Origin of the sequence: Allolucifera butyrica (genome assembly GCF_900476375.1) — a bacterium.
GTDB classification, from domain to species: Bacteria; Bacillota; Negativicutes; order Sporomusales; family UPPP01; genus Lucifera; species Lucifera butyrica.
The window spans coordinates 50,669-71,584 of record NZ_UPPP01000066.1 but is presented as its reverse complement, the minus strand read 5'-3'; the positions used below and the strand labels follow the sequence as shown (position 1 = coordinate 71,584).

At 53.5% G+C, this 20,916-nt stretch carries 13 protein-coding genes; 10 read left to right on the top strand and 3 right to left on the bottom strand.

Annotated elements, in window-relative coordinates; all coding sequences use genetic code 11:
* The first annotated feature begins 337 nt into the window (after nt 1-337).
* The 10 genes from dpaL to yqeB all read left to right on the top strand — a co-directional run bounded on the left by dpaL (nt 338) and on the right by yqeB (nt 16,384).
* Entirely contained in the window at nt 338-1,555 is a 1,218-nt protein-coding gene (gene dpaL, locus LUCIF_RS09425) for a diaminopropionate ammonia-lyase (RefSeq protein WP_122627651.1), read from the top strand.
* A gap of 93 nt (nt 1,556-1,648) precedes the next feature.
* Nucleotides 1,649-3,412 (top strand): sigma 54-interacting transcriptional regulator, encoded by a 1,764-nt coding sequence (locus tag LUCIF_RS09420; RefSeq protein ID WP_122627626.1) that lies wholly within the window; start codon nt 1,649-1,651, stop codon nt 3,410-3,412.
* Between the two features lie 200 nt (nt 3,413-3,612).
* The gene (locus tag LUCIF_RS09415; protein WP_122627625.1) at nt 3,613-4,866 is read left to right on the top strand and encodes a YgeY family selenium metabolism-linked hydrolase; all 1,254 of its coding nucleotides are present in this window, start codon (nt 3,613-3,615) and stop codon (nt 4,864-4,866) included.
* 43 nt (nt 4,867-4,909) lie between these two features.
* On the top strand, nt 4,910-5,914 hold the full coding sequence (locus LUCIF_RS09410; RefSeq protein WP_122627624.1) for an ornithine carbamoyltransferase: 1,005 nt from the start codon (nt 4,910-4,912) through the stop codon (nt 5,912-5,914).
* A 3-nt stretch (nt 5,915-5,917) separates the two neighbouring features.
* Nucleotides 5,918-6,868 (top strand): carbamate kinase, encoded by a 951-nt coding sequence (gene arcC, locus LUCIF_RS09405; RefSeq protein WP_122627623.1) that lies wholly within the window; start codon nt 5,918-5,920, stop codon nt 6,866-6,868.
* Nucleotides 6,869-7,029: 161 nt separating this feature from the next.
* The gene (gene hydA / locus LUCIF_RS09400) at nt 7,030-8,436 is read left to right on the top strand and encodes a dihydropyrimidinase (protein WP_122627622.1); all 1,407 of its coding nucleotides are present in this window, start codon (nt 7,030-7,032) and stop codon (nt 8,434-8,436) included.
* Nucleotides 8,418-10,967: a selenium-dependent xanthine dehydrogenase gene (gene xdh / locus LUCIF_RS09395; RefSeq protein WP_122627621.1), complete on the top strand. Its 2,550-nt coding sequence runs from the start codon at nt 8,418-8,420 to the stop codon at nt 10,965-10,967. The genes hydA and xdh overlap by 19 nt, the downstream gene beginning before the upstream one ends.
* A gap of 97 nt (nt 10,968-11,064) precedes the next feature.
* The gene (gene ygfK, locus LUCIF_RS09390; RefSeq protein ID WP_122627620.1) at nt 11,065-14,202 is read left to right on the top strand and encodes a putative selenate reductase subunit YgfK; all 3,138 of its coding nucleotides are present in this window, start codon (nt 11,065-11,067) and stop codon (nt 14,200-14,202) included.
* Nucleotides 14,203-14,217: 15 nt separating this feature from the next.
* Nucleotides 14,218-15,546 (top strand): putative aminohydrolase SsnA, encoded by a 1,329-nt coding sequence (gene ssnA, locus LUCIF_RS09385; RefSeq protein WP_122627619.1) that lies wholly within the window; start codon nt 14,218-14,220, stop codon nt 15,544-15,546.
* 34 nt (nt 15,547-15,580) lie between these two features.
* The gene (yqeB, locus tag LUCIF_RS09380; protein ID WP_122627618.1) at nt 15,581-16,384 is read left to right on the top strand and encodes a selenium-dependent molybdenum cofactor biosynthesis protein YqeB; all 804 of its coding nucleotides are present in this window, start codon (nt 15,581-15,583) and stop codon (nt 16,382-16,384) included.
* Nucleotides 16,385-16,602: 218 nt separating this feature from the next.
* Here the strand turns inward: yqeB and xdhC are convergent, their stop codons facing one another.
* From xdhC to xdhA, 3 genes are read right to left on the bottom strand one after another with little or no spacing between them, the layout of a single operon-like run.
* Nucleotides 16,603-17,073, bottom strand: coding sequence for a xanthine dehydrogenase subunit XdhC (xdhC, locus tag LUCIF_RS09375; RefSeq protein WP_122627617.1), 471 nt, complete (start codon nt 17,071-17,073; stop codon nt 16,603-16,605).
* Nucleotides 17,070-17,951 carry a xanthine dehydrogenase subunit XdhB gene (xdhB, locus tag LUCIF_RS09370; protein ID WP_122627616.1) on the bottom strand — a complete coding sequence of 294 codons (882 nt, stop codon included), beginning with the start codon at nt 17,949-17,951 and terminating at the stop codon, nt 17,070-17,072. The genes xdhC and xdhB overlap by 4 nt, the downstream gene beginning before the upstream one ends.
* On the bottom strand, nt 17,944-20,253 hold the full coding sequence (gene xdhA, locus LUCIF_RS09365) for a xanthine dehydrogenase subunit XdhA (RefSeq protein WP_122627615.1): 2,310 nt from the start codon (nt 20,251-20,253) through the stop codon (nt 17,944-17,946). The genes xdhB and xdhA overlap by 8 nt, the downstream gene beginning before the upstream one ends.
* Between the last annotated feature and the right edge of the window lie 663 nt (nt 20,254-20,916).

Below are 20,916 nucleotides of genomic sequence, written 5' to 3'. Positions count from 1 at the left end.
ATCCTGCAGGAAAAATGGGAATGCCATGATTAAATAATTTTATTATGAGACTAACAGTATCAATATGATACTGTTAGTCTCGGGAGCTGCTCTCGCTGTTTTGAGGGAAAGCAGGCCAACTTTCGTAGTTGAGCGCTGTTTACTTTTGGCACGAATTTTGCTACTAAATAGTAGCGAGGCTGTTTAAAAAAGATGCGATACTAGGCGCGGCGAGCATTCGAACGAAGGCGTACTCAGATGTACGTTGAGTGAGAACGCGCAGCCGCAACAACGTAGACGCTTTTAGCAGGCTCAGTAGCGAGTAATAAGACTGGAAGGAGACAGGAACGTGGCAGATATGATTGAATGGATCGGCAATACCATGAAGCCGGTTCATAAAGCCAAGGTTGCCGTTGATTTTTTAGGGGAAAAAGAAATTTTTAAAGCAAGACAGTTTCATATGAGTTTGCCGGAATACCGGGAAACGCCGCTGCAGGGACTGGATACACTGGCCAATTTACTGGGAGTTGCCGGTGTTTATGTAAAAGATGAGTCTTACCGGTTTGGTTTGAATGCCTTTAAAGTGTTGGGCGGTTCGTATGCAATGGCCAGATATTTGGCGCAAAAACTGGATCAAGATATCAGTGAAATGCCTTTTCCGGTGCTGACTTCGCCCCAAACCAGGAACCAACTGGGGGAAATTACTTTTACCACCGCCACGGACGGCAATCATGGCCGGGGTGTCGCCTGGACGGCCAGGCACTTGCAGCAAAAAGCAGTGATTTATATGCCCAAGGGAACAGCCAGACGCCGGTTGGAGAATATCCGGGCAGAAGGTGCGGAAGCCTATATTACGGATTTAAACTATGATGATGCGGTGCGTCTGTCCGCTGAAAATGCAAGCAAGTACGGCTGGGTCATCGTGCAGGATACGGCTTGGGAAGGATATTATGATATTCCCACCTGGATTATGCAGGGTTACGGGACAATGGCTGCCGAGGCGCTTAGCCAACTGAAGCGGCAGGGAATAGAAAAGCCCACGCATATTTTTGTACAGGCCGGGGTTGGTTCTTTGGCCGGTGCCGTGCAAGGCTATTTTGCCTCCCTGTTTGGTAATGAACGTCCGATTACGGTGATTGTCGAGGCAAACCGGGCGGCTTGTCTTTATAAGTCGGTCAGTATTGGCGATGGTGCGCCTCATTTTGTCGGCGGGAATATGGACACGATTATGGCCGGCTTGGCTTGCGGCGAGCCTAACACAATCGGCTGGGAAGTGCTCAGGGACTACAGCGATTTATTTGTTTCCTGTCCCGACTGGGTTTCCGCTTTGGGCATGCGCATGCTGGCCAGTCCGCTTGGCCGCGACCCGCGGATTGTATCCGGCGAGTCCGGCGCCGTTACGGCCGGGTTACTGAATGTAATCATGAGGGACAAAGGACTGAAACAGTTAAAGGATAAGTTGAAGCTCGACCGGAATTCCCGGGTGCTGCTGTTCAGCACCGAAGGCGATACAGACCCGGTTAAATATGCCAGCATTGTGTGGGGAGGGGAATATCCCGCACCGCAATATGCATAATAGACAAAGTAGTAAAGGAGAGGAAAAAACACTCGCCGGGTCGAATTGGAGGATGGGAATAGAGAGATAGCCTTCCGGAAAGGTGATGACCTCATGTACTACCTGCGCGATATACAAAATACAGTACAGCAAACAGCGGAAGCCATTGCCGAAGTGCTGAAAATCGAAGTGGAGATTGCCGACCAGGATATGGTTCGCGTAGCCGGCACAGGAAAATGCCACAGCCGGTGCGGTCAAGTAATGGATGAGGGGTTTGTCTACCGTCATGTGCTGACAACGGGGGAAGCGATTATCATTCAGAATCCCGGCGACCATGAATTGTGTCTTCCCTGCTGCCATCACGGCCACTGTTCGGAAAATGCCGAAGTTGCTTCGCCGATCAAAGTGGAAGGCAAAACGATCGGGGTTATCGGCCTCATAAGTTTTGATGCGGAACAGGCCAAGCGGTTACTGGATAATAAAGAATCTTTGCTCCGGTATCTGGAAAAAATGTCCGAGTTGATTGCCGGCAAGCTTGTGGAAAATTATCAGAGCCGGCAGCAGGAAGTTTTGACCAACCAGCTGATTACGGTTCTTAACCTGTTGAATGACGGAATTTTGGTTGTCGATGAGCAGAAAATGATTACCAATTATAATAAAGTAGCCAAAAAAATCCTGGCTATTCCGGATAAACAAAAATTATTGCTAAAAGACCTGTTAGACAGTGATAATTTATGGAAGGCCGTTGCCCAAAACGGTAATTTTTCCGGCCAGGTGAGCGGTAAACGGACTTTAGGAAAACTTTTTTGCGATGCTTTTGCTATTAATACGCAGGGCAAACCGGAAGGGGCCGTAATTGTTCTGAAAGATGTGCAGCAAGTAAAAAAAATAGTCAAGGATGCTACCGTTAGCGGGATTGAGACCGATTTTTCCCAGATTCTCGGGGACAGCCGGCGTATGCTGGAACTCAGGGAAGTTGCCTACCGCGTGGCCCAGAGCAGTTCTACGCTGCTCATTCAGGGAGAAAGCGGGACCGGCAAGGAATTGTTTGCCAGAGCGATTCATCAAAGCAGTAAACGGAAAAATCATGCTTTTATTGCCATTAATTGCGGAGCGATCCCCGAAAATTTACTGGAGAGCGAGCTATTCGGTTATGAAGAAGGCGCTTTTACGGGGGCCCAGCGGGGAGGTAAACTGGGAAAATTTGAATTGGCTCACCTGGGAACGGTTTTTTTAGACGAGATTGGCGATATGCCGCTGCACTTGCAGGTCAAATTACTGCGGGTTCTCCAGGAACGGCGCGTGGAGCGCATCGGCAGCACCCGGTCCATTCCCATTGATGTCCGGGTGATTGCCGCGACCCACCGGGATTTAGAGCAACTGGTGGCAACAGGCGAGTTCCGGGAGGATTTGTATTACCGGCTCCACGTGATTCCACTTTCCATACCGCCTCTTAGGGAGCGTAAGGAGGACATTCCCCTGTTGGCCCGTTCCTTTGCCGATTACTACAGCCGTCTGATAGCCAAAGAAAATGTCGCGATCACCCCGGAAGCCATCCAGGTACTCATGAATTATACCTGGCCCGGCAATGTGCGGGAACTGGGCAATGTCATTGAGTACTCGGTAACCATGACCACAGGCAATACGATTACGGCCGATACGCTGCCGCGGCGCATCAGAACCCAGGCACCCCTTCCTGCCAGAGTGCAGTCTCTGAATCTGGCCGAATTGGAGCGGGATGCCATAGCCAAAGCGCTGGAAATCGCCAGCAGTACCGGCAATAAAGATGAAGCCGCCAAGATGCTGGGGATAGGCAGGGCTACACTTTACCGGAAAATTAAAGAATATAAAATAGCGGAGAAAAGAACATTTTCATAAATTTCGAAAGGAAATTAATTGTCTCAATATGAGACAAGAAAATTGCCCCTACCAGTAAAAGGACATTCTCAAATTTCAGAGATTTAGGGCGATTAGGGAGAACTTGTTTTTTGGCATGATAATTGCAAGAATAACCAATTAAAAAATTGCTTTGGTAACCGTTGTTCGAATGTTGCCGGATAAGAAGGGGGATATACAGCGTGAGTACGGAATTTCAAAGGATTTTGGAATTGGCAAAAAAATACCAGCCGGAAATGACGAAGTTTCTGCGGGATATGATTGCCATCCCCAGCGAGAGTTGTCAGGAAGAGAAAGTAATTCAGCGGATTAAAGCGGAAATGGAGAAGGTGGGCTTTGACAAAGTCACCATCGATCCTATGGGGAACATTCTGGGCTATATCGGTCACGGCAAACATCTCATTGCCATGGATGCCCATATTGACACAGTTGGTATCGGCAGCCGGGACAATTGGCAATACGACCCTTATCAGGGCTATGAGGATGATGAACTGATTGTCGGCCGGGGCGCCAGTGACCAGGAAGGCGGTATGGCTTCCATGGTGTATGCCGGTAAGATCATCAAAGAACTGGGCTTGGCCGACGATTACACATTAGTCATTGTGGGTTCGGTGCAGGAAGAAGATTGTGACGGATTATGCTGGCAATACATTATCAACGAAGACAAACTCAAACCGGAATTTGTAGTTCTGACCGAGCCGACAGACGGCAAAATCTACCGGGGCCACCGGGGCCGGATGGAAATTAAGGTGACAACCAGGGGAATCAGCTGCCACGGTTCGGCGCCGGAACGGGGCGAAAACGCCATCTATAAAATGGCGCCCATTCTGAATGAACTGAAAGCCTTGCATGAGAACCTGCTGGACCATCCATTCCTGAGCAAAGGCAGTCTAACGGTGTCGGAAATTTTCTATACCTCCCCGTCCCGCTGTGCTGTAGCCGACGGCTGCTGGATTTCCATCGACCGCCGCCTGACGGCCGGTGAAAGCGGCGAATATGCCATGCAGCAGATTAAAAACCTGCCCGCCGTTAAAGCAGCCAATGCGGAAGTAAGCATGTACACCTATGAACGGCCGTCTTATACGGGGTTGGCATATCCGACGGAATCTTATTTCCCGACCTGGCTGATTGAAGAGGATCATCCGGTTTGTTCCACGCTGCTGGACGCCTACCGTAATTTGTTTAATGAAGAACCGGTGCTGGATAAGTGGACTTTTTCCACCAACGGCGTTTCGGTTATGGGCCGTTTCGGCATTCCCTGTATCGGTTTCGGTCCGGGACACGAAGACCAGGCCCATGCTCCCAATGAGCGGACCTGGAAGAAAGAACTGATCAACGCTGCGGCCATGTACGCCGCCATTCCTTCTCTGTATGTCCGTCAATACGCCGACAAAATGCCTTCCAATACCGAAAATCTAATGAAACTAAATAAATGATTCCTGTATAATACTAATTATTAAAAATAGGAGGATTTTAACAATGCAATCCATTTTCCGCGGCAGACATTTTATTAATTTGGAGGACTTCACCAAGGAAGAAGTCGATACGATGCTGGAGGTTTCTCTTGACCTGAAGAAAAAATTTGCCATGGGGGTTCCTACGCCTTATTTGCAGTATCAAACCATGTTCTTGATGTTTTTTGAACAGTCTACCCGGACTAGGAATTCCATGGAAGCCGGTTTTGCCCAACTGGGCGGTCACGCCGGTTTCCTTGATTCCAGCAGCATGCAAATTGCCCATGGCGAAAGCGCCAAAGACACGGCAATCATTTTGTCCCGTTTCGGCCACGCCATTGCCTGCCGGTATTGCAACTGGGGTTACGGCAATAAATATCTGACGGAAATGGCCCAGCATTCCACCGTGCCGATTATGAACCTTCAGTGCGATTTGTATCATCCGTTCCAGGCTTTGGCCGACCTGATGACGATGAAGGAAAAAATCGGTGACCTCAAACGTGTGAAAGTTTCTATCATCTGGGCCTATGCCGAAAGTCATAAAAAACCCATTTCCGTGCCTGTATCTCAGGTATTGCTCTTCCCGCGCTACGGCATGGACGTCGTATTGGCCCATCCGAAAGGCTGGGAACTGCCTGACTGGGTAATTGCCCAGGCCAGGGCCAACGCCGAGAAATACGGCGGTTCCGTAACCGTTACCGATAATGAGGCCGAAGCGTATGAGGGAGCCCATATTGTAATTCCGAAAAACTGGGGCAACTGGGTTACGGACCAGACCGGGGTTGCCGCCTCCGGCGCTGTTGCTGTCGTAGATGACAAACTGAAGGCCCATAAAAGCTGGAAGTGTACGGAAGCCAAGATGGCCACCGCCGATAAAAACGTAATGTATATGCACGCGCTGCCGGCCGACCGCAACAATGAAGTCGAAAATTCCGTGATTGACGGTCCTCATTCGATCGTGTATGACGAAGCGGAGAACCGGCTTCATACTGCCAAAGCCGTCATGACCCTGCTAATGGGCGGCAGATAAACTATGCGCAAAAAAGTTGTCATTGCCATTGGTGGCAACTCTTTAATCCGGGATGAAAGCCATCAGCGGGTGGAGGACCAATATGAGGCGGTGTGTGAAACCGCAAGACATATTACCGGCTTGATTGCCCAAGGGTATGATGTGGCCGTTACTCACGGTAACGGACCGCAAGTGGGATTTATTCTGCGCCGGTCCGAAATTGCCCAGGAGGTGGCCCGCATGCATGCGGTGCCGCTGGTGAGCTGCGGCGCCGATACCCAGGGGGCAATCGGTTATCAAATCCAGCAGGCTTTGGATAATGAGTTTAAAAAACGGGGTATGGCCAAGATGGCCGTTGCTGTGGTAACTCAGGTGGCGGTTGCTCCGGATGACCCGGCTTTTCAAAATCCGGCCAAGCCGATTGGCTCTTTCTATAGCCGGGAACAGATGGAAGCGATAACACGGGAACATCCCGACTGGGTTATGGTTAACGATGCTGGACGGGGCTACCGCCGGGTAGTAGCGTCTCCAATGCCGCAGGAAATTGTGGAGAAAGACATAATTTCCCATTTGATTCAGGCCGGTTATTGTGTAGTCGGTGTGGGCGGCGGCGGAATTCCCGTTGTGCGGGATGCGGGCGGTATCCTGAGAGGGGTAGACGCCGTAATTGACAAAGATTATGCTTCCAGCCTGCTGGCGTCGGCGATTGACGCAGATGTGCTGATTATTTCCACCGGTGTGGAAAAGGTTTATCTCAATTTTGGCAAGCCCGAAGAGAAGGCTCTGGATCAGGTAAGCTTGCCGGAACTAAAAAAATATGTAATGGAACGGCATTTTGCCCCAGGCAGTATGCTGCCAAAGATCCAGGCAGTGATCCACTTTCTGGAAAAGGGAGGCAAAAAGGCGATTATCACCAATCCGCAGTCGTTGGAAATGGCGGTCGCCGGCCGGACCGGAACTCATATTCAGGCATAATGACGTGCGCGGGGAATCCCTTTGGGGTCCCCGCGCACCGTTGGCTGCTAAAATCAAATAATTGCGAAAATTTCCCTTGGTTTTATATATATATTATAGACAGAAGCGGGAGGCGGTGGCATCCGGCCGGGGATTTCACCGTTTAGGGGGAGGTTTCAATTATGGGTATTGTATTGAAAGGGGCAACGGTGATTACGGCAGTGGACAGCTATGCAGCCGATGTGCGGCTGGAAGGAGAGACCATCGCCGGCATCGGCGCTGATTTGTCCCAAGCCGGTGATGCGGTGCTGGACGTGGCCGGCTGTTATCTTTTTCCCGGCGGTATTGACCCGCATACGCATTTGGACCTGCCAGTGGGGGATTTTTCCACGGCCGATGATTTTGCCAGCGGTACGGCGGCGGCGGTTTGCGGCGGTACAACGACGATTATTGATTTTGCCACCCAGAATCGGGGGGAAACCCTGCAGGCGGCATTAGCGAACTGGCATGCCAAGGCGCAGGGCAAATGTTTTGCCGATTACGGTTTTCACATGGCTATTACGGACTGGCGCGACGATGTGAACTGCGCAATGGAAGATATGGTTAAGCTGGGAGTCACTTCTTTTAAGTTATATATGGCGTATAAAAATGTGCTGCAAGTGGAAGACGGCGTTATTTTCCGGGCGTTGCAGCGCAGCCGGGAGATTGGCGCTTTGATCGGGCTCCACTGCGAAAATGGTGATGTTGTGGCGGCTTTGGTCCGGCAGGCTTTGCAAGCGGGAAATACGGCGCCGAAGTTTCATCCCCTGACCAGACCGGCGGCGGCGGAACGGGAAGCCGTGTCCCGGGCAATCGCGCTGGCGGAAATGGCGGCGGCGCCTGTTTATATCGTTCATTTAAGCACGGCAGCCGGTTTCCGGCTGATTACGGAAGCCAGAACCCGCGGTATTCCGGTGTATGCGGAAACCTGTCCGCAATACCTGCTGCTGGATGAAAGCCGTTATGAAACGGAAGATTTCAGCGGCGCCAAATATGTCATGTCGCCGCCTTTACGCCGGCCGGAGGATGCAGCCATGTTGTGGCGCGGGCTGAAAACAGGCATGCTGGATACGGTGGCCACGGATCATTGTTCGTTTAATTACGCCGGCCAGAAGGACCGCGGCCGGCACGATTTTAGCAAAATACCCAATGGGGCTCCCGGTATAGAACACCGGTTGGGGCTGTTATATACCTACGGTGTGTGTACGGGCCGGATCGGCCTGAATCAGTTCGTGGCGTTAACGTCGACCAACGCCGCCAAACTGTTTGGCCTGTTCCCGCGCAAAGGAACCATTGCCGCCGGCAGTGACGCCGACATTATAGTCTGGGATCCCGCGCCGAGAACAACGATCACTGCAGCCGGGCAGCGGCAGCGGGTTGATTATACGCCTTATGAAGGTTTTGAATTGGCAGGCAGGGTTCGGCATGTATTTTTACGCGGCCGCCAGGTTGTGGAAGGGGGCAGGCTGAAGGAGAGCCCCTGTGGAAAGTATTTGAGCCGCAGATCTTTTACCGGGAAAGGTGGGGGAGTATGTTTGCCTTCCTTTTGAACGGACAGTCCGTGACAGTCAGGGACGACGGCAGTTTATTGGACTACTTGCGGGACGTGGCCGGGCTGACAGCGGCCAAAAATGGCTGCGGTGAAGGAGCTTGCGGCGCCTGCATGGTACTGGTGGACGGCAAGGCCACCCGCGCCTGCCTGCTGACCCTTGCCAAAGCGGCGGGCAAGAAAATTGTTACCGTAGAAGGCCTGTCCGGCCGGGAGAAGGAGGTTTATGCCTGGGCTTTTGCCGAGGCCGGCGCCGTGCAGTGCGGTTTCTGCACTCCCGGTATGGTGATTAGCGCCAAGGGCCTTCTGGACCGGAATCCCGATCCCTCGCCGGCGGAAGTCAAAAAGGCCCTGCACGGCAATGTCTGCCGCTGTACGGGTTATGTAAAAATCGAGCGGGCCGTATTAATGGCTGCCCGGGCTTTACGCGAGAATCAGGAAATTCCGGTGGATGGCAAGTATAGACTCGGCGACAGGATGCCCCGGATAGATGCCCGGGAAAAAGTACTGGGTACCGCCGAATATGTTGATGATATGCGTGTCGACGGCATGCTTTTTGCCGCTGTTTTGCGCTCGCCCAGTGCCCGTGCCTATATCCGGCGGATTGATGTGGCGGCGGCCCGGGCTTTGCCCGGCGTTGAAGCCGTGATTACTGCTAACGATATACCGGGCCGGCGCCATCAGGGACATATCATTCCCGATTGGCCCGCTTTTATTGCCGAAGGGGAGGAAACGCGCTATATTGGCGATGCTTTGGCGGCGGTGGCCGCCGTATCAAAGGCTGTGGCCAAAGCGGCGGTTCAGTTAATCAAGGTGGAATACGAAGAACGAAAACCTGTCACGACTCCCCGGGAAGCGCTGGCCGAAGGGGCGCCTTCCATTCATCCCCGGGGCAATTTGCTGGCCAAGACGGTGCTGAAGCGGGGGAATGCGGCGGCAGCCATTGCCAAGGCCAAATATGTTGTTACCCAGCGATATATGACGCCGCCAACGGAACACGCCTTTTTGGAGCCCGAAAGCGCCCTGGCTGTACCGGAGGCCGATGGGACGCTGACCGTATATACGTCCGGACAGAATGTCTATGACGACCATCACGGCATTGTATCCCTGCTGGGCGTGGAGGATAGCCGGGTACGGATTATCAGCCGGATGGTGGGCGGCGGTTTTGGCGGAAAAGAGGATTTGTCGGTGCAGCATCATGCCGCATTATTGGCCTGGCATGCCGGTAAGCCGGTGAAATTGACCTTAAGCCGCCAGGAGAGCATCCAGGTCCATCCGAAACGCCATGCTATGGAAATGGAATTTACCCTGGCCTGTGACGAGAACGGCCTGTTTACGGCGATGAAGGCGGATATTCTGGCCGACACCGGCGCCTATGCTTCCCTAGGAGGACCGGTGCTGCAGCGGGCCTGCACCCACGCCGCCGGTCCGTACCAAATCGAAAATGTCGACATTACCGGTCTGGGTCTGTACACCAACAATCCGCCCGCCGGAGCCTTCCGCGGCTTTGGCGTGACCCAATCCTGTTTTGCCATGGAAACCAATATTAACATCCTGGCCGGAAAAGTTGGGCTTTCGCCCTGGAAAATCCGGTTTCGCAACGCCATCGAGCCGGGAAAAGTCCTGCCGAACGGTCAGGTTGCCGATGCCGGAACGGCGCTGAAGGAAACGCTGCTGGCAGTGCGGGACGTTTTTGCGTCCAACCCGGCCGCCGGCATCGCCTGCGCGATGAAAAATTCCGGCCTGGGTGTCGGCGTGCCGGACACCGGCCGGGCCAAAATCCAGGTGCAAAACGGCAAGGCGGTGATTCTGACCGGGGCCGCCTGCATGGGCCAGGGTCTGGCGACCGTCATGATTCAGATTCTGTGTGAGACGGCCGGACTTGACTGCCAAGATGTCGACGTACATGTTCCGGATACGGCCATAACACCGAATGCGGGAACCTCCACGGCCTCAAGACAAACCCTGTTTACCGGGGAAGCCGTCCGTCAGGCCGCCCTGAAGCTGAAAGCGGATCTTAAAGAGAACGGTCTGGGTGAGCTCGATGGGCGGGAATATTACGGTGAATATACGGGAGTAACCGACCCGATGGGTTCGGATAAGCCGAATCCGGTAAGCCATGTGGCCTATGGTTATGCTACCCACGTGGTAATTCTCGACGAGGCCGGCAAAGTAGCCAGGGTAGTGGCCGCCCACGATGTGGGCAAAGCGATAAATCCCACCAGTTTGGAGGGACAAATCGAAGGCGGTGTAGTCATGGGACTGGGTTATGCCCTAACCGAAGACTTTCCCCTTAGGGACGGGGTGCCTATGGTGAAATTCGGCACTCTGGGTCTTTTCCGCGCCGGCGGTGTGCCCCCCATTGAGGTGGTTATTGTGGAGAAAAACCCGGCCGATTTAGCTTATGGCGCCAAAGGTGTGGGAGAAATTACCGCAATTCCCATCGCCCCGGCCGTAGCCGGCGCCTATCTCCGGCGGGACGGCAGGATCCGGACAAAATTACCGCTGGAAACTACGGCATACAGAAAATAAACGCGCATGGCTCCCGGCGCAGGGTCTGCTCTTTGTTACCGGCCCTGTGCTCAGAGCCCCGCGCCGGGAGCCCATTACTATATTGGGAGGAGATATAATGGCAGATATTATGCGGCCCATTCCCCTGCGGGAATTAATTACCCGGATGTTTCAGGAATATGCAGCGGATCGTTCCATTTTTGCCTTACCGGCAGCCAGTTTTTTTCATAAAATAAGTAATAAGACGGCGACTCTTTTTGGCGAAGCCTGTGAAATGCCGCTTGGTCCCGCCGCCGGTCCCCACACGCAGCTGGCGCAGAATATTGTCACCTCCTATCTGGCTGGCAGCCGGTTTATTGAGCTGAAAACGGTGCAGGAAACAGAGCCGCCTGTGGCCAAGCCCTGTATCGACGCCGAAGACGAGGGGTTTAATACGGAATGGTCCAGTGAATACAGCGTGGAAAAGGCCTACGAAGAATATGTAAAAGCCTGGATTCTGCTTCATCTATTGGAAGAAGTCTTTGTCCTTCGCGCAGGGGAGCAGCCCTCCTTTTTGTTTAACATGAGTGTGGGCTACAATATGGAAGGCATCCGGTCTCCCCGCATGGACAAGTACATTGATAGTTTGAGAAATGCGGCGGAGCATCCGGCGTTTAGCCGCGGCAAGCAGGAACTGGCCGCCATCATTCAGGAGGGAACTTTTCTGAATGGGACGGGTTTGGAAAACCGGCTGGCAGTGATCCGGGATTTACCGGCGAGAATCAGTCCGCAAATCTGCAAATCAGTAACTTTATCGACTATGCACGGCTGTCCGCCTGAGGAAATTGAAAAGATCTGCGTCTATATGTTACGGAAAAAGAAGCTGGCTACCTATGTAAAACTGAATCCCACCCTGCTTTCGTACCCCAGGGTCCGGTCCATACTGGACGATCTTGGTTTCGATTACGTGGAATTGTCGCCGGTCTCGTTTGAGCATGACCTCCAGTACCGCGACGCCATTCCCATGCTCAAGCGGCTGCGGCAGCTGGCCGGGGAACAGAACTTATTTTTCGGCGTTAAATTGACCAATACGCTGGGTTCGGTTAATTTCAAGGGGAAACTGCCCGGCGGTGAAATGTACATGTCCGGCCGGGCGCTGTTTCCGCTGGCTATCAATTTGGCGGCTGAAATTTGCCGGGAGTTTGACGGCGCCCTGCCCATTTCCTTTTCGGCGGGAATCAGTGAGTACAATGCGGCCGATGTATTTGCCACCGGCATCAAACCGGTTACGCTGGCGACGGAACTGCTTAAGCCGGGCGGCTATAACCGACTGTCGGCCATTGCGGCTAAACTGGAAACAATGGCAGGCTGGGAAGCGGCCCAAATTGATGCCCGCAAGGTGAAGGAACTGGCGGCCAAAGCCTTGACCGCCGGCTATGCCCGGAAACATTACCGCGGCAGCGACCGGGCCGCTCTGACGGGAGCGCTGCCGCTGTTCGACTGTGCGGAGGCGCCCTGCAAAGCAGCCTGTCCGATTCATCAGGATATTCCCGAATACATCCGGCTGGTGGGCGAGAAAAAATATGCCGAGGCACTGGAACTGATTTATGAAAAGAATGCTTTGCCGTCGATGACCGGGCATATTTGCGATCATGCCTGCCAATACCATTGCACCCGTCTGGATTACGAAGGCTGTGTCCTCATCCGGGAAGTCAAGCGGATTGCCGTTAAAAAGGGTTTTGCCGCTTACCGGCGGAATTGGTCCTTAAAGAGTAAGAAAAACGGTGTGTCTGTCGCGGTGATGGGAGCCGGTCCCGCCGGTCTGGCAACAGCTTACTTTCTGGCCCGGGAGGGTTTTAGCGTAACCGTGTTTGATTCCCGCGAGTCGGCGGGTGGCACGGTGCGGCGGGTGTTGCCCCGTTTTCGTATTAGCGAGGAAGCGGTTGACAGTGATGTCAATTTTATTAAAGAACACGGCGTCAATTTTGTTTTTGGTTCGGAGCCTGGTTTAACGCCGGACCAATTGCGGGCCCGGGGTTTTAACTATGTGGTGGTGGCGGTTGGCGCCGGTGCCGGAAAACCCTTCCCGTTAGCGGGAGAGACGAGAATCATTCCGGCCATCGAATTTTTGGAACGGTTCAACAGCGATCCGGCTTCCCTCGGGATTGGCAAACGGGTCGCCGTAATTGGGGCGGGCAATACCGCTATGGACGCCGCCCGGACAGCGCTCCGGGTACCCGGCGTGGAGTCGTCCTGCGTCATTTACCGCCGCACCGAGAAAGAAATGCCGGCCTACCGGGAAGAATATGAAATGGCTGTAGCCGATCAAGTGCAATTTTATTTTTTATTGAATCCGGAACGGTATGAAGCAGACGGCTCCCTGGTTTGCCGGGTCATGAAACTGGGCGGGCCCGATGCGGGCGGGCGGCGAAAACCCGAGCCTACCAACGAGTATAAGACCATCAAAGCGGATATCGTTATTATCGCCATTGGGGAAGAGATTGATTATGATTTGCTGCAACGCTTGGGCATCGGCAAGTCGGCGGCCGGTCTGCCGGCGGCGGATAGTGAGAGTTGCGCCGCAGCCGGCGAAGGGGTTTATCTGGTAGGCGACGCCCATATCGGGCCATCTTCCATTGTTAAATGTATTGCCGACGGCCGGAAGGCAGCGGATGCTATTTGCCGGCGGGAAAATCCTGCCTGGCAGGGCAGAACGGATGATAAAGCGGCTACCGCCGACAGCGCACAGGTAGAACGCATCGCGGCCAAGAAGCGGGGGCTTTGCCTGCAGTCGGCGGCGCCGGCCGAAGGAACGCGCGAAGTTGACCTGAGCGTTGGTGAACAGGAATACCGGCGTTGTCTGGAATGCAATTCCGTTTGCAACAAGTGTGTGGAGGTCTGTCCCAACCGGGCCAATATCGCCCTGCCGGTAGCAGGGAACGGCGAATTTCGTAACTATTATCAGATTGTGCATTTGGATGCCTATTGCAATGAATGCGGCAACTGCGGCACCTTTTGTCCCTGGGAAGGCCGTCCTTACACCGATAAACCGACTGTGTTCAGCCGGAAAGGGGATTTTGCGTCCAGTGCCAATCCGGGATTTTTCCTGACGGAGGATAAAGTAATGGTCCGGTGCGACGGCAAGGTATGGACACTGCCTTTAGAAAATGGCCGTCTGACTGTCGATCCGTCAGAGGAAAAGCTGGCGAAGATGGCTCGTCTCTTTAACGCGCTTTATGCCCAACGGCCCGCTCTCTTCGGTCCGGTCGGCGAATAGGAAGGAGGGACAACAGTGCTTGTCTTAAAGAATGCGACCCTGGTTGAATTTCAGCCCCCGGCGGTTCAAACGGGTATGGATATTGTAATTGACGGCACGGAAATTTTGGCGGTAGGAGCCGGGATTGCCGGTTCCTACCGGAACGGCAGAACGGTTGATCTGGCCGGTAAGCTGGTTATGCCCGGCCTGGTCTGCAGCCACAATCATTTTTACTCCGGTCTGGCCAGGGGAATTATGGCCAATATCAAACCCAGTCCTGATTTTATTTCCGTCCTGGAAAACCTCTGGTGGCGCCTTGACCGGGCGATTGACGAAGAAATCCTGTATTACAGCGGTATGGTCTGTTCCCTGGAGGCCATCCGCTGCGGTACTACGGCGGTGATTGACCATCATGCATCACCCAATTTTATCAAAGGCTCCCTGGCTACCCTGAAAAAAGCCTTTGAGGAAGTGGGCTTGCGCGGGATTACCTGTTATGAAACAACGGACCGTAACGGCGGCATGCAGGAAGTGGAAGACGGTGTGGCCGAAAATGTAGATTTTGCTCATTTATGCGAAGCGGATAAACACAAGAGCAACGGCGGCTATCTGGTGGAAGCCATGATTGGCGCCCATGCACCCGTAACGGTGCCGGACGGGGCCCTGGCGCTGCTGGCAGAGGCCGTGCGGGAAACGGGGCGGGGTCTGCACATTCATGTGGCGGAGGACCGGTATGATGTTTCTTATTCGCACCATCATTATAAAAAGGACCTGATTGTCCGGCTTACTGATTTTGGCCTGGTAAACGATAAGGCTGTTTTGGCCCATGGTGTATATCTTCCCGGAGAAGATGTCGAACTGATTAACCGGCATGACGCCTACCTGGTTCATAATGCCCGCTCGAATATGAATAATCATGTCGGCTACAATCATAAAATCCCTCTCTATAAGCATTTTGCCCTGGGAACCGACGGCATGGGCAGCGACATGCTGGAGGAATTTAAATTCGCCTATTTCAAACACAAGGATGAAGGAGGTCCGCTTTGGCCGGACAGTTTTCTGAAGTTTTTGGCTAACGGCAATGACCTTCTGGCCCGTTATTTCGATGCCCGGTTTGGCCGGATTGCCCCAGGATACAAGGCGGATTTAACGGTCCTCGCTTATGACGCTCCCACGCCGCTGGTGGCGGACAATATTGGCGGTCATATCGCTTTCGGCCTGGATTCCCGGGATGTAGAGACGGTCATCGTCAACGGCAGGATTATTTTAGAAAACAGGCAATTTGTTTTGGCTGTCGAATCGATTTATAAACAGGCCCGCAAAGCGGCCAAACGCTTATGGGGGAATATGGACCGCCTGCCGTAAAGGAAAGACGTGTTTTTTATTCCGAGGAGGCATAATGAGTAAAACGGTCATAATTAAAGGCGCGGGAGATATTGCCACCGGTATAGCCTGCCGCTTATACCGCAGCGGCTTTCGGGTCGTTATGACCGAAATTTTCCGTCCTACCGTAATCCGCCGCACCGTGGCTTTTGCCGAGGCCGTTTATGAAGGGCGGACGGAAGTGGAAGGGATTACGGCGGTGCGGACCGAGCCGGACAGGGTGGAGGAGAGTTTAGACGCCGGTTTGATTCCGGTGCTGGTAGATCCGGAGGCCTCTTCAGCCAGGCGGATTGCCTGCGTTGCGCTGGTGGACGCCATCCTGGCCAAAAAAAATACCGGCACTGCGTTAAGTGATGCGCCGGTTGTTATCGCGATTGGGCCCGGATTTATCGCCGGTAAGGATGTACATGCCGTAATCGAAACGATGCGGGGGCATTATCTGGGCCGGGTCATTCTGGCCGGTTCGGCGCTGCCGAATACGGGCGCCCCCGGCGAGATCGGCGGTTATACGGTGGAACGGGTGCTCCGCGCGCCGGCAGGGGGGATATTTCGCGGTCTGCGCCGTATTGGTGATGCCGTGCGGTCGGGAGATGCCATTGCGATGGTGGACGGCCAAACCGTGCCGGCGACAATTGACGGCATATTACGCGGCCTTCTCCACGACGGGCTGAAGGTGTACCGGGGAATGAAGATCGGTGATATTGATCCCCGCTGCAAGCCGGAGCACTGTTTCAGCGTTTCCGATAAAGCCCGGGCCGTGGGCGGCGGCGTACTGGAAGCCATCCTGTCACTGACGAAACTGGTTGAGAAAGACCGCTGACGCGTTTGTTCGGTAATTGGAAATTGGTAATTGGATTTTGGAAAAAGAGACCACGATTCCATCAAAGCACTCAGGGAACGGGGAGAATCTGTCCATATAATATTGCTGATTATAAGGGATTCTTCCTAATTGAAAGTGGAAAAAGGAAAGGGGCCGGAAATTCCGGCCCCGCTTTTTCTACGCGCCCTGAGCTCTGAGCCCTGCGCCCCAAAATGGCGTCAGCGGTTCTGTTTCAGGACTTTCTCGGCGGCCCTTATAATATTTTGATATCCCGTACAGCGGCACATGTTGCCTGCCAGTTCCTGCTTGATTTCTTCTTTAGTGAACTCTTTGCCGCTTTCCGCCATGGACGTAATGGTCATGACGAATCCGGGCGTACAGAAACCGCACTGTACCGCCCCTTCGTCCAGCATGGCCTGCTGCGGCGCCGACAGGTTCCCTTCTTTAGATGCTCCTTCAATGGTCCGGATTTCTTTTCCATCCGCCCAGACCGCCAGATAGATACAGCTGTCGATGGTCTCGCCGTTGATAAGGACGGTGCAGGCGCCGCACTCGCCCACGCCGCAGCCTTTTTTTGTCCCTGTGAGATGGAGTCTGTGCCGCAGCACTTCCAGCAGGGATTCTCTTACGTCCACTTCCAGCGCTACTGCTTTGCCGTTTATGGTACAGGTAATTTTTTTCGTTTTCATACCTGGTTCCCTCCCACTTTTTCAAAGGCTGTCCGGAACGCCCGCCGGCTCAGTTCCGTTACCAGGTGAAGCCGGTATTCCCGCGAGGCCCGCCAAGAGGTCCGTGGATTCACTTCGGTGACCGCAATTTGTCCTACCCGTTCCACCAGTTCGTCATTATAGATCTTTCCTTTCACAGCCGCTTCCGTTTCAATGCACCGCAGGGGTGTAGGTGCTGCCACACTTAGGGCCAGACGGAAATCGGCTACCGTATTGCCGGCTCCTTTCTTACACAGGACGGCGCAGCCCAGGGTGGCAATGTCCATGGCGTTACGCATGGCGTATTTGATATAATGGCCGCCGAATCCCCGGTAGTCTTCCGGCGCGATGAGGAAGGCCGTGAGTATTTCTTCCCGCCCCAGATTGACCTTGCCCGGTCCCCGGTAGAAGTCCTGGATGGCACTGATGCGGACTCCGTCCGGACCGGCTATCCGCAGTTTGGTATTGAGGGCGAAAAGGGTGGCGGCGCTGTCTGCCGAGGTGGCCCCATTACAGATGTTGCCGCCGATAGTGCCGGCGTGACGGGTCTGAGGTCCGCCGACGGTATTGACTGCTTCGCCAAGAAAAGGCAGGTACTGCCGGATCAGCGGATGACCCGATAACTGGGTGAAGGTGTTGACCGCCCCGATCACGAGGGTGCCGTCGTCTTGCCGGATGATGCCTTTGAGTTCCTTCACCTCGTGAATGCTTATCAGTTCGGCGTCGGGCAGTTTACCCTCCCGGATGTGCAGCAGAATATCCGTGCCACCGGCAATAATTTTGGCGTTGGGGTGTTTTTGCAACAGTTCGATGGTGTGGCCGACGGAATAGGCTTCTTCGTAGTTGATGATATCAAACATGCTGGCGTCCTCCTTGCTGCCCGACGAGACCGGCCTGCCGGAACGCTTCGAACAGCCGCTGCGGCGTCATGGGCAATTCGTTAATTTTCACTCCCGTAGCATCTAAAATGGCGTTGCGGATGGCGGGCGCCGGCGAAATGGCGGGCGGTTCGCCCAGGGCCTTATTGCCGAAAGGCGCCGTAGGGTCGTCCGTTTCCACGAAGGCTACGCCAATGTCCGGCGTGTCGGCCGCCGTCATCAGTTTGTAGTCAAGCAGGTTGTTGTTAAGCGGTTTGCCGGTTTTGGGGTCAAATAACATTTGTTCGTACAGGGCATAGCCGATGCCCATACTCACACCGCCGTGGACCTGGGCGGCTGCCAGACCGGGATTGATGATTTTCCCGGAATCGTGAATGTTGTAAATCTCCAGCACGTCCACTTTGCCTGTGGCGAGGTCCACTTCCACGGCGGCGAAGGTACAGCCGTAAGCAAAGGCATTGGTGTGGATGTTGCAACTGACATCGGCGGTAATGGGGGCGGCGGCCGCCGTATTATAGTAGCAGTCAAGAGCGATGCTTTCCAAAGAGAGCAGTTTTTCGCCCGTTTGTTTATATACAACCCAGCCGGCGGTGACATCCAGGGCAGGGGCCGGAATATCCTTCATGCGCTGAGCCCGTTCGAGAATCTTGTTTTTGATTTCCGCCGCCGCCTTTTTCACGGCCCAGCCGGAGACATAGGTCTGACGGGACGCATAGGCGCCGGTATCAAAGGGACTGATGTCGGTGTCCTGCTCGGATGACACATGGACCCAGTCCAGGGGAATGCCGATGGTTTCCGCAGCCATCTGGGTAAATACGGTATCACTGCCCTGACCGATTTCGGTGGCGCCGATCTGCAGTCCGATGGAGCCGTCCTGATTCAGCACAATGCGGGCGCCGGCCAATTCCAGACCCACAGGCCAGGTGCCTGTTCCGTAGTAGAAGCAGGCCATTCCCACGCCGCGTCGTTTTGTGCCGCTTTGGTCCCGGAACCGTTGCTTTTTTTTGTCCCACTGAATCAGTTCTTTGCCTTTCTCAATACATTCTTTTATGCCGCAGGTATGGGCTTTTACCCCGGAAAGAGGGTCGACGAAGCCGGCGTCGTGGAAATTTTTCAGCCGGAACGCAATGGGATCCATGCCAATCGCCCGGGCCAGGTCTTCCATATGACACTCCAGGGCGAACGTGACCTGGGGAATCCCGTAGCCGCGCATGGCTCCCGCCGCCGGCATGCTGGTATAGAGTGTGGACACTTCGCAGGCTACGGCCTTTTGCTTATACTGCACGCGGACCGTGCCGGAACATTTGGCGCCAATCGAGTGACCATGGGAGGCGTAACCGCCGTTGAGGGAAAAAATGTGTGCTTTGCGGGCCAGCAGGGTGCCGTCTTTTTTGACGCCTGACCGGAAGGCGTATTCCATAGAATGACGGGTCCGGGTGGCAATGAAGGTTTCTTCCCGGGTTAGTTCCAGCTTGACGGGACGGCCGTTCACTCTGGTGGCCAAAAAGGCGGCCAGAGGTTCTACCACAACGTCCTGCTTGCTGCCAAATCCACCGCCGACAGCCGGTTTGACCACTCTGACCCGTCCCCAGGGAATACCCAGGGCCTGCCCGACGACCCGGCGGCAAATATGGGGGATCTGCGTGGAAGTATAGACTACAACCCGATCTTGAGCATCAACATAGGCGACAGCACTGTGATTTTCCATGGCGCAATGCTGGACGACACTGGTTTTGAACTGGTCTTCGAGGATATAATCGGCCTCATTAAAAGCTTGCGCCAAATCACCCAATTCATAACCGGTTTTTTTAATAACATTTCCGGTATTGGCGTGAATTTCCACGGCTCCCTCTTTTAAAGCGTCGGACACCGTCAGAATTGGCGGATATTCTTCATATTCTACCTCAATCAGCCGTAAGGCTTTTTCGGCTGTCAGTTCATCGACAGCTACAACGGCGGCAATTTCATCGCCATACAAGCGGATGCGGCCGGAAAGAAGGTTGCGGTCGGCCACATCCTGATGGCTGGGGTCGGTACTGTAAGGATGGCCGGCTGTCGGGAAAGGATGACCGGGCACTTCTTCGAAGGTGACGACGGCTTCCACGCCCGGCAAAGCTTTTGCCTTACCGGTATCAATCCGCTTTACCCGGCCGTTGGCTATGGTACTGCGAAATACCTTGGCATAAAGCAGATCCCGCATGAAAATATCGTCGACGTACTGAGCCCGGCCGCATACTTTGCCGACTCCGTCTATACGGGCGACGCTTTCTCCCACCAATGGCATATCTTTCACTCCTTCGTGTAAAATCAGTGAAACGGTTCCAGTGAATTGATTAATCGTAGAATATATTCGCTGCTGCCGGATTCGTTTCCTTGAGGTGGCAGCGTATTTTATCATTATCAGTAATTGCAATTTTTGTGCCGGAATATTGCAAAATGCCAAGATAATAACAAATCTATTTGGACAATTGTTTGTGCCAGGTGAAAGTATTTGTACGTTTGGCAGGATTTTGTCCCTTTAATTACGAAATATATTGAAGGTCAGTAACAATGCATCCAGGACTATAGGACAATTTGGTGAATTAATGTCCGGTGTAAGGGAGGGAGTTATAACAAAACGTATCATTATTATATTTTACGTCTCAATTTGGGATTTTTTTGCAAGCGAATTTCCTGCCATAAAGCTTGAAGGTTGAATAAATAAGAGAATGCTCTGTGTCAATTTGATACTCTGTTGCTGCCAGGGATCGTTTGCAGGACTGTTAAGATGAAGTGAAAAGAGGAGAATCAAGGTAACGCCGGTATTGGCATAGCATTTGCATGTTGTAAACATGAGGTGCTGATGCGAAAAAACAGACCGGTTAATTTATTTTTAGGAGTGGGGTGGTAGAAAATAGCACAACAAAATAACAATAATTTTTTGGGCCTTATATCATCATAAGATTAT

Coding starts and splice junctions, on each gene's coding strand:
- dpaL (WP_122627651.1), top strand. CDS start 338: ATGATTGAATGGATCGGCAATACCATGAAGCCGGTTCATAAAGCCAAG.
- LUCIF_RS09420 (WP_122627626.1), top strand. CDS start 1,649: ATGTACTACCTGCGCGATATACAAAATACAGTACAGCAAACAGCGGAA.
- LUCIF_RS09410 (WP_122627624.1), top strand. CDS start 4,910: ATGCAATCCATTTTCCGCGGCAGACATTTTATTAATTTGGAGGACTTC.
- arcC (WP_122627623.1), top strand. CDS start 5,918: ATGCGCAAAAAAGTTGTCATTGCCATTGGTGGCAACTCTTTAATCCGG.
- hydA (WP_122627622.1), top strand. CDS start 7,030: ATGGGTATTGTATTGAAAGGGGCAACGGTGATTACGGCAGTGGACAGC.
- xdh (WP_122627621.1), top strand. CDS start 8,418: ATGTTTGCCTTCCTTTTGAACGGACAGTCCGTGACAGTCAGGGACGAC.
- ygfK (WP_122627620.1), top strand. CDS start 11,065: ATGGCAGATATTATGCGGCCCATTCCCCTGCGGGAATTAATTACCCGG.
- yqeB (WP_122627618.1), top strand. CDS start 15,581: ATGAGTAAAACGGTCATAATTAAAGGCGCGGGAGATATTGCCACCGGT.
- xdhC (WP_122627617.1), bottom strand. CDS start 17,073: ATGAAAACGAAAAAAATTACCTGTACCATAAACGGCAAAGCAGTAGCG.
- xdhB (WP_122627616.1), bottom strand. CDS start 17,951: ATGTTTGATATCATCAACTACGAAGAAGCCTATTCCGTCGGCCACACC.
- xdhA (WP_122627615.1), bottom strand. CDS start 20,253: ATGCCATTGGTGGGAGAAAGCGTCGCCCGTATAGACGGAGTCGGCAAA.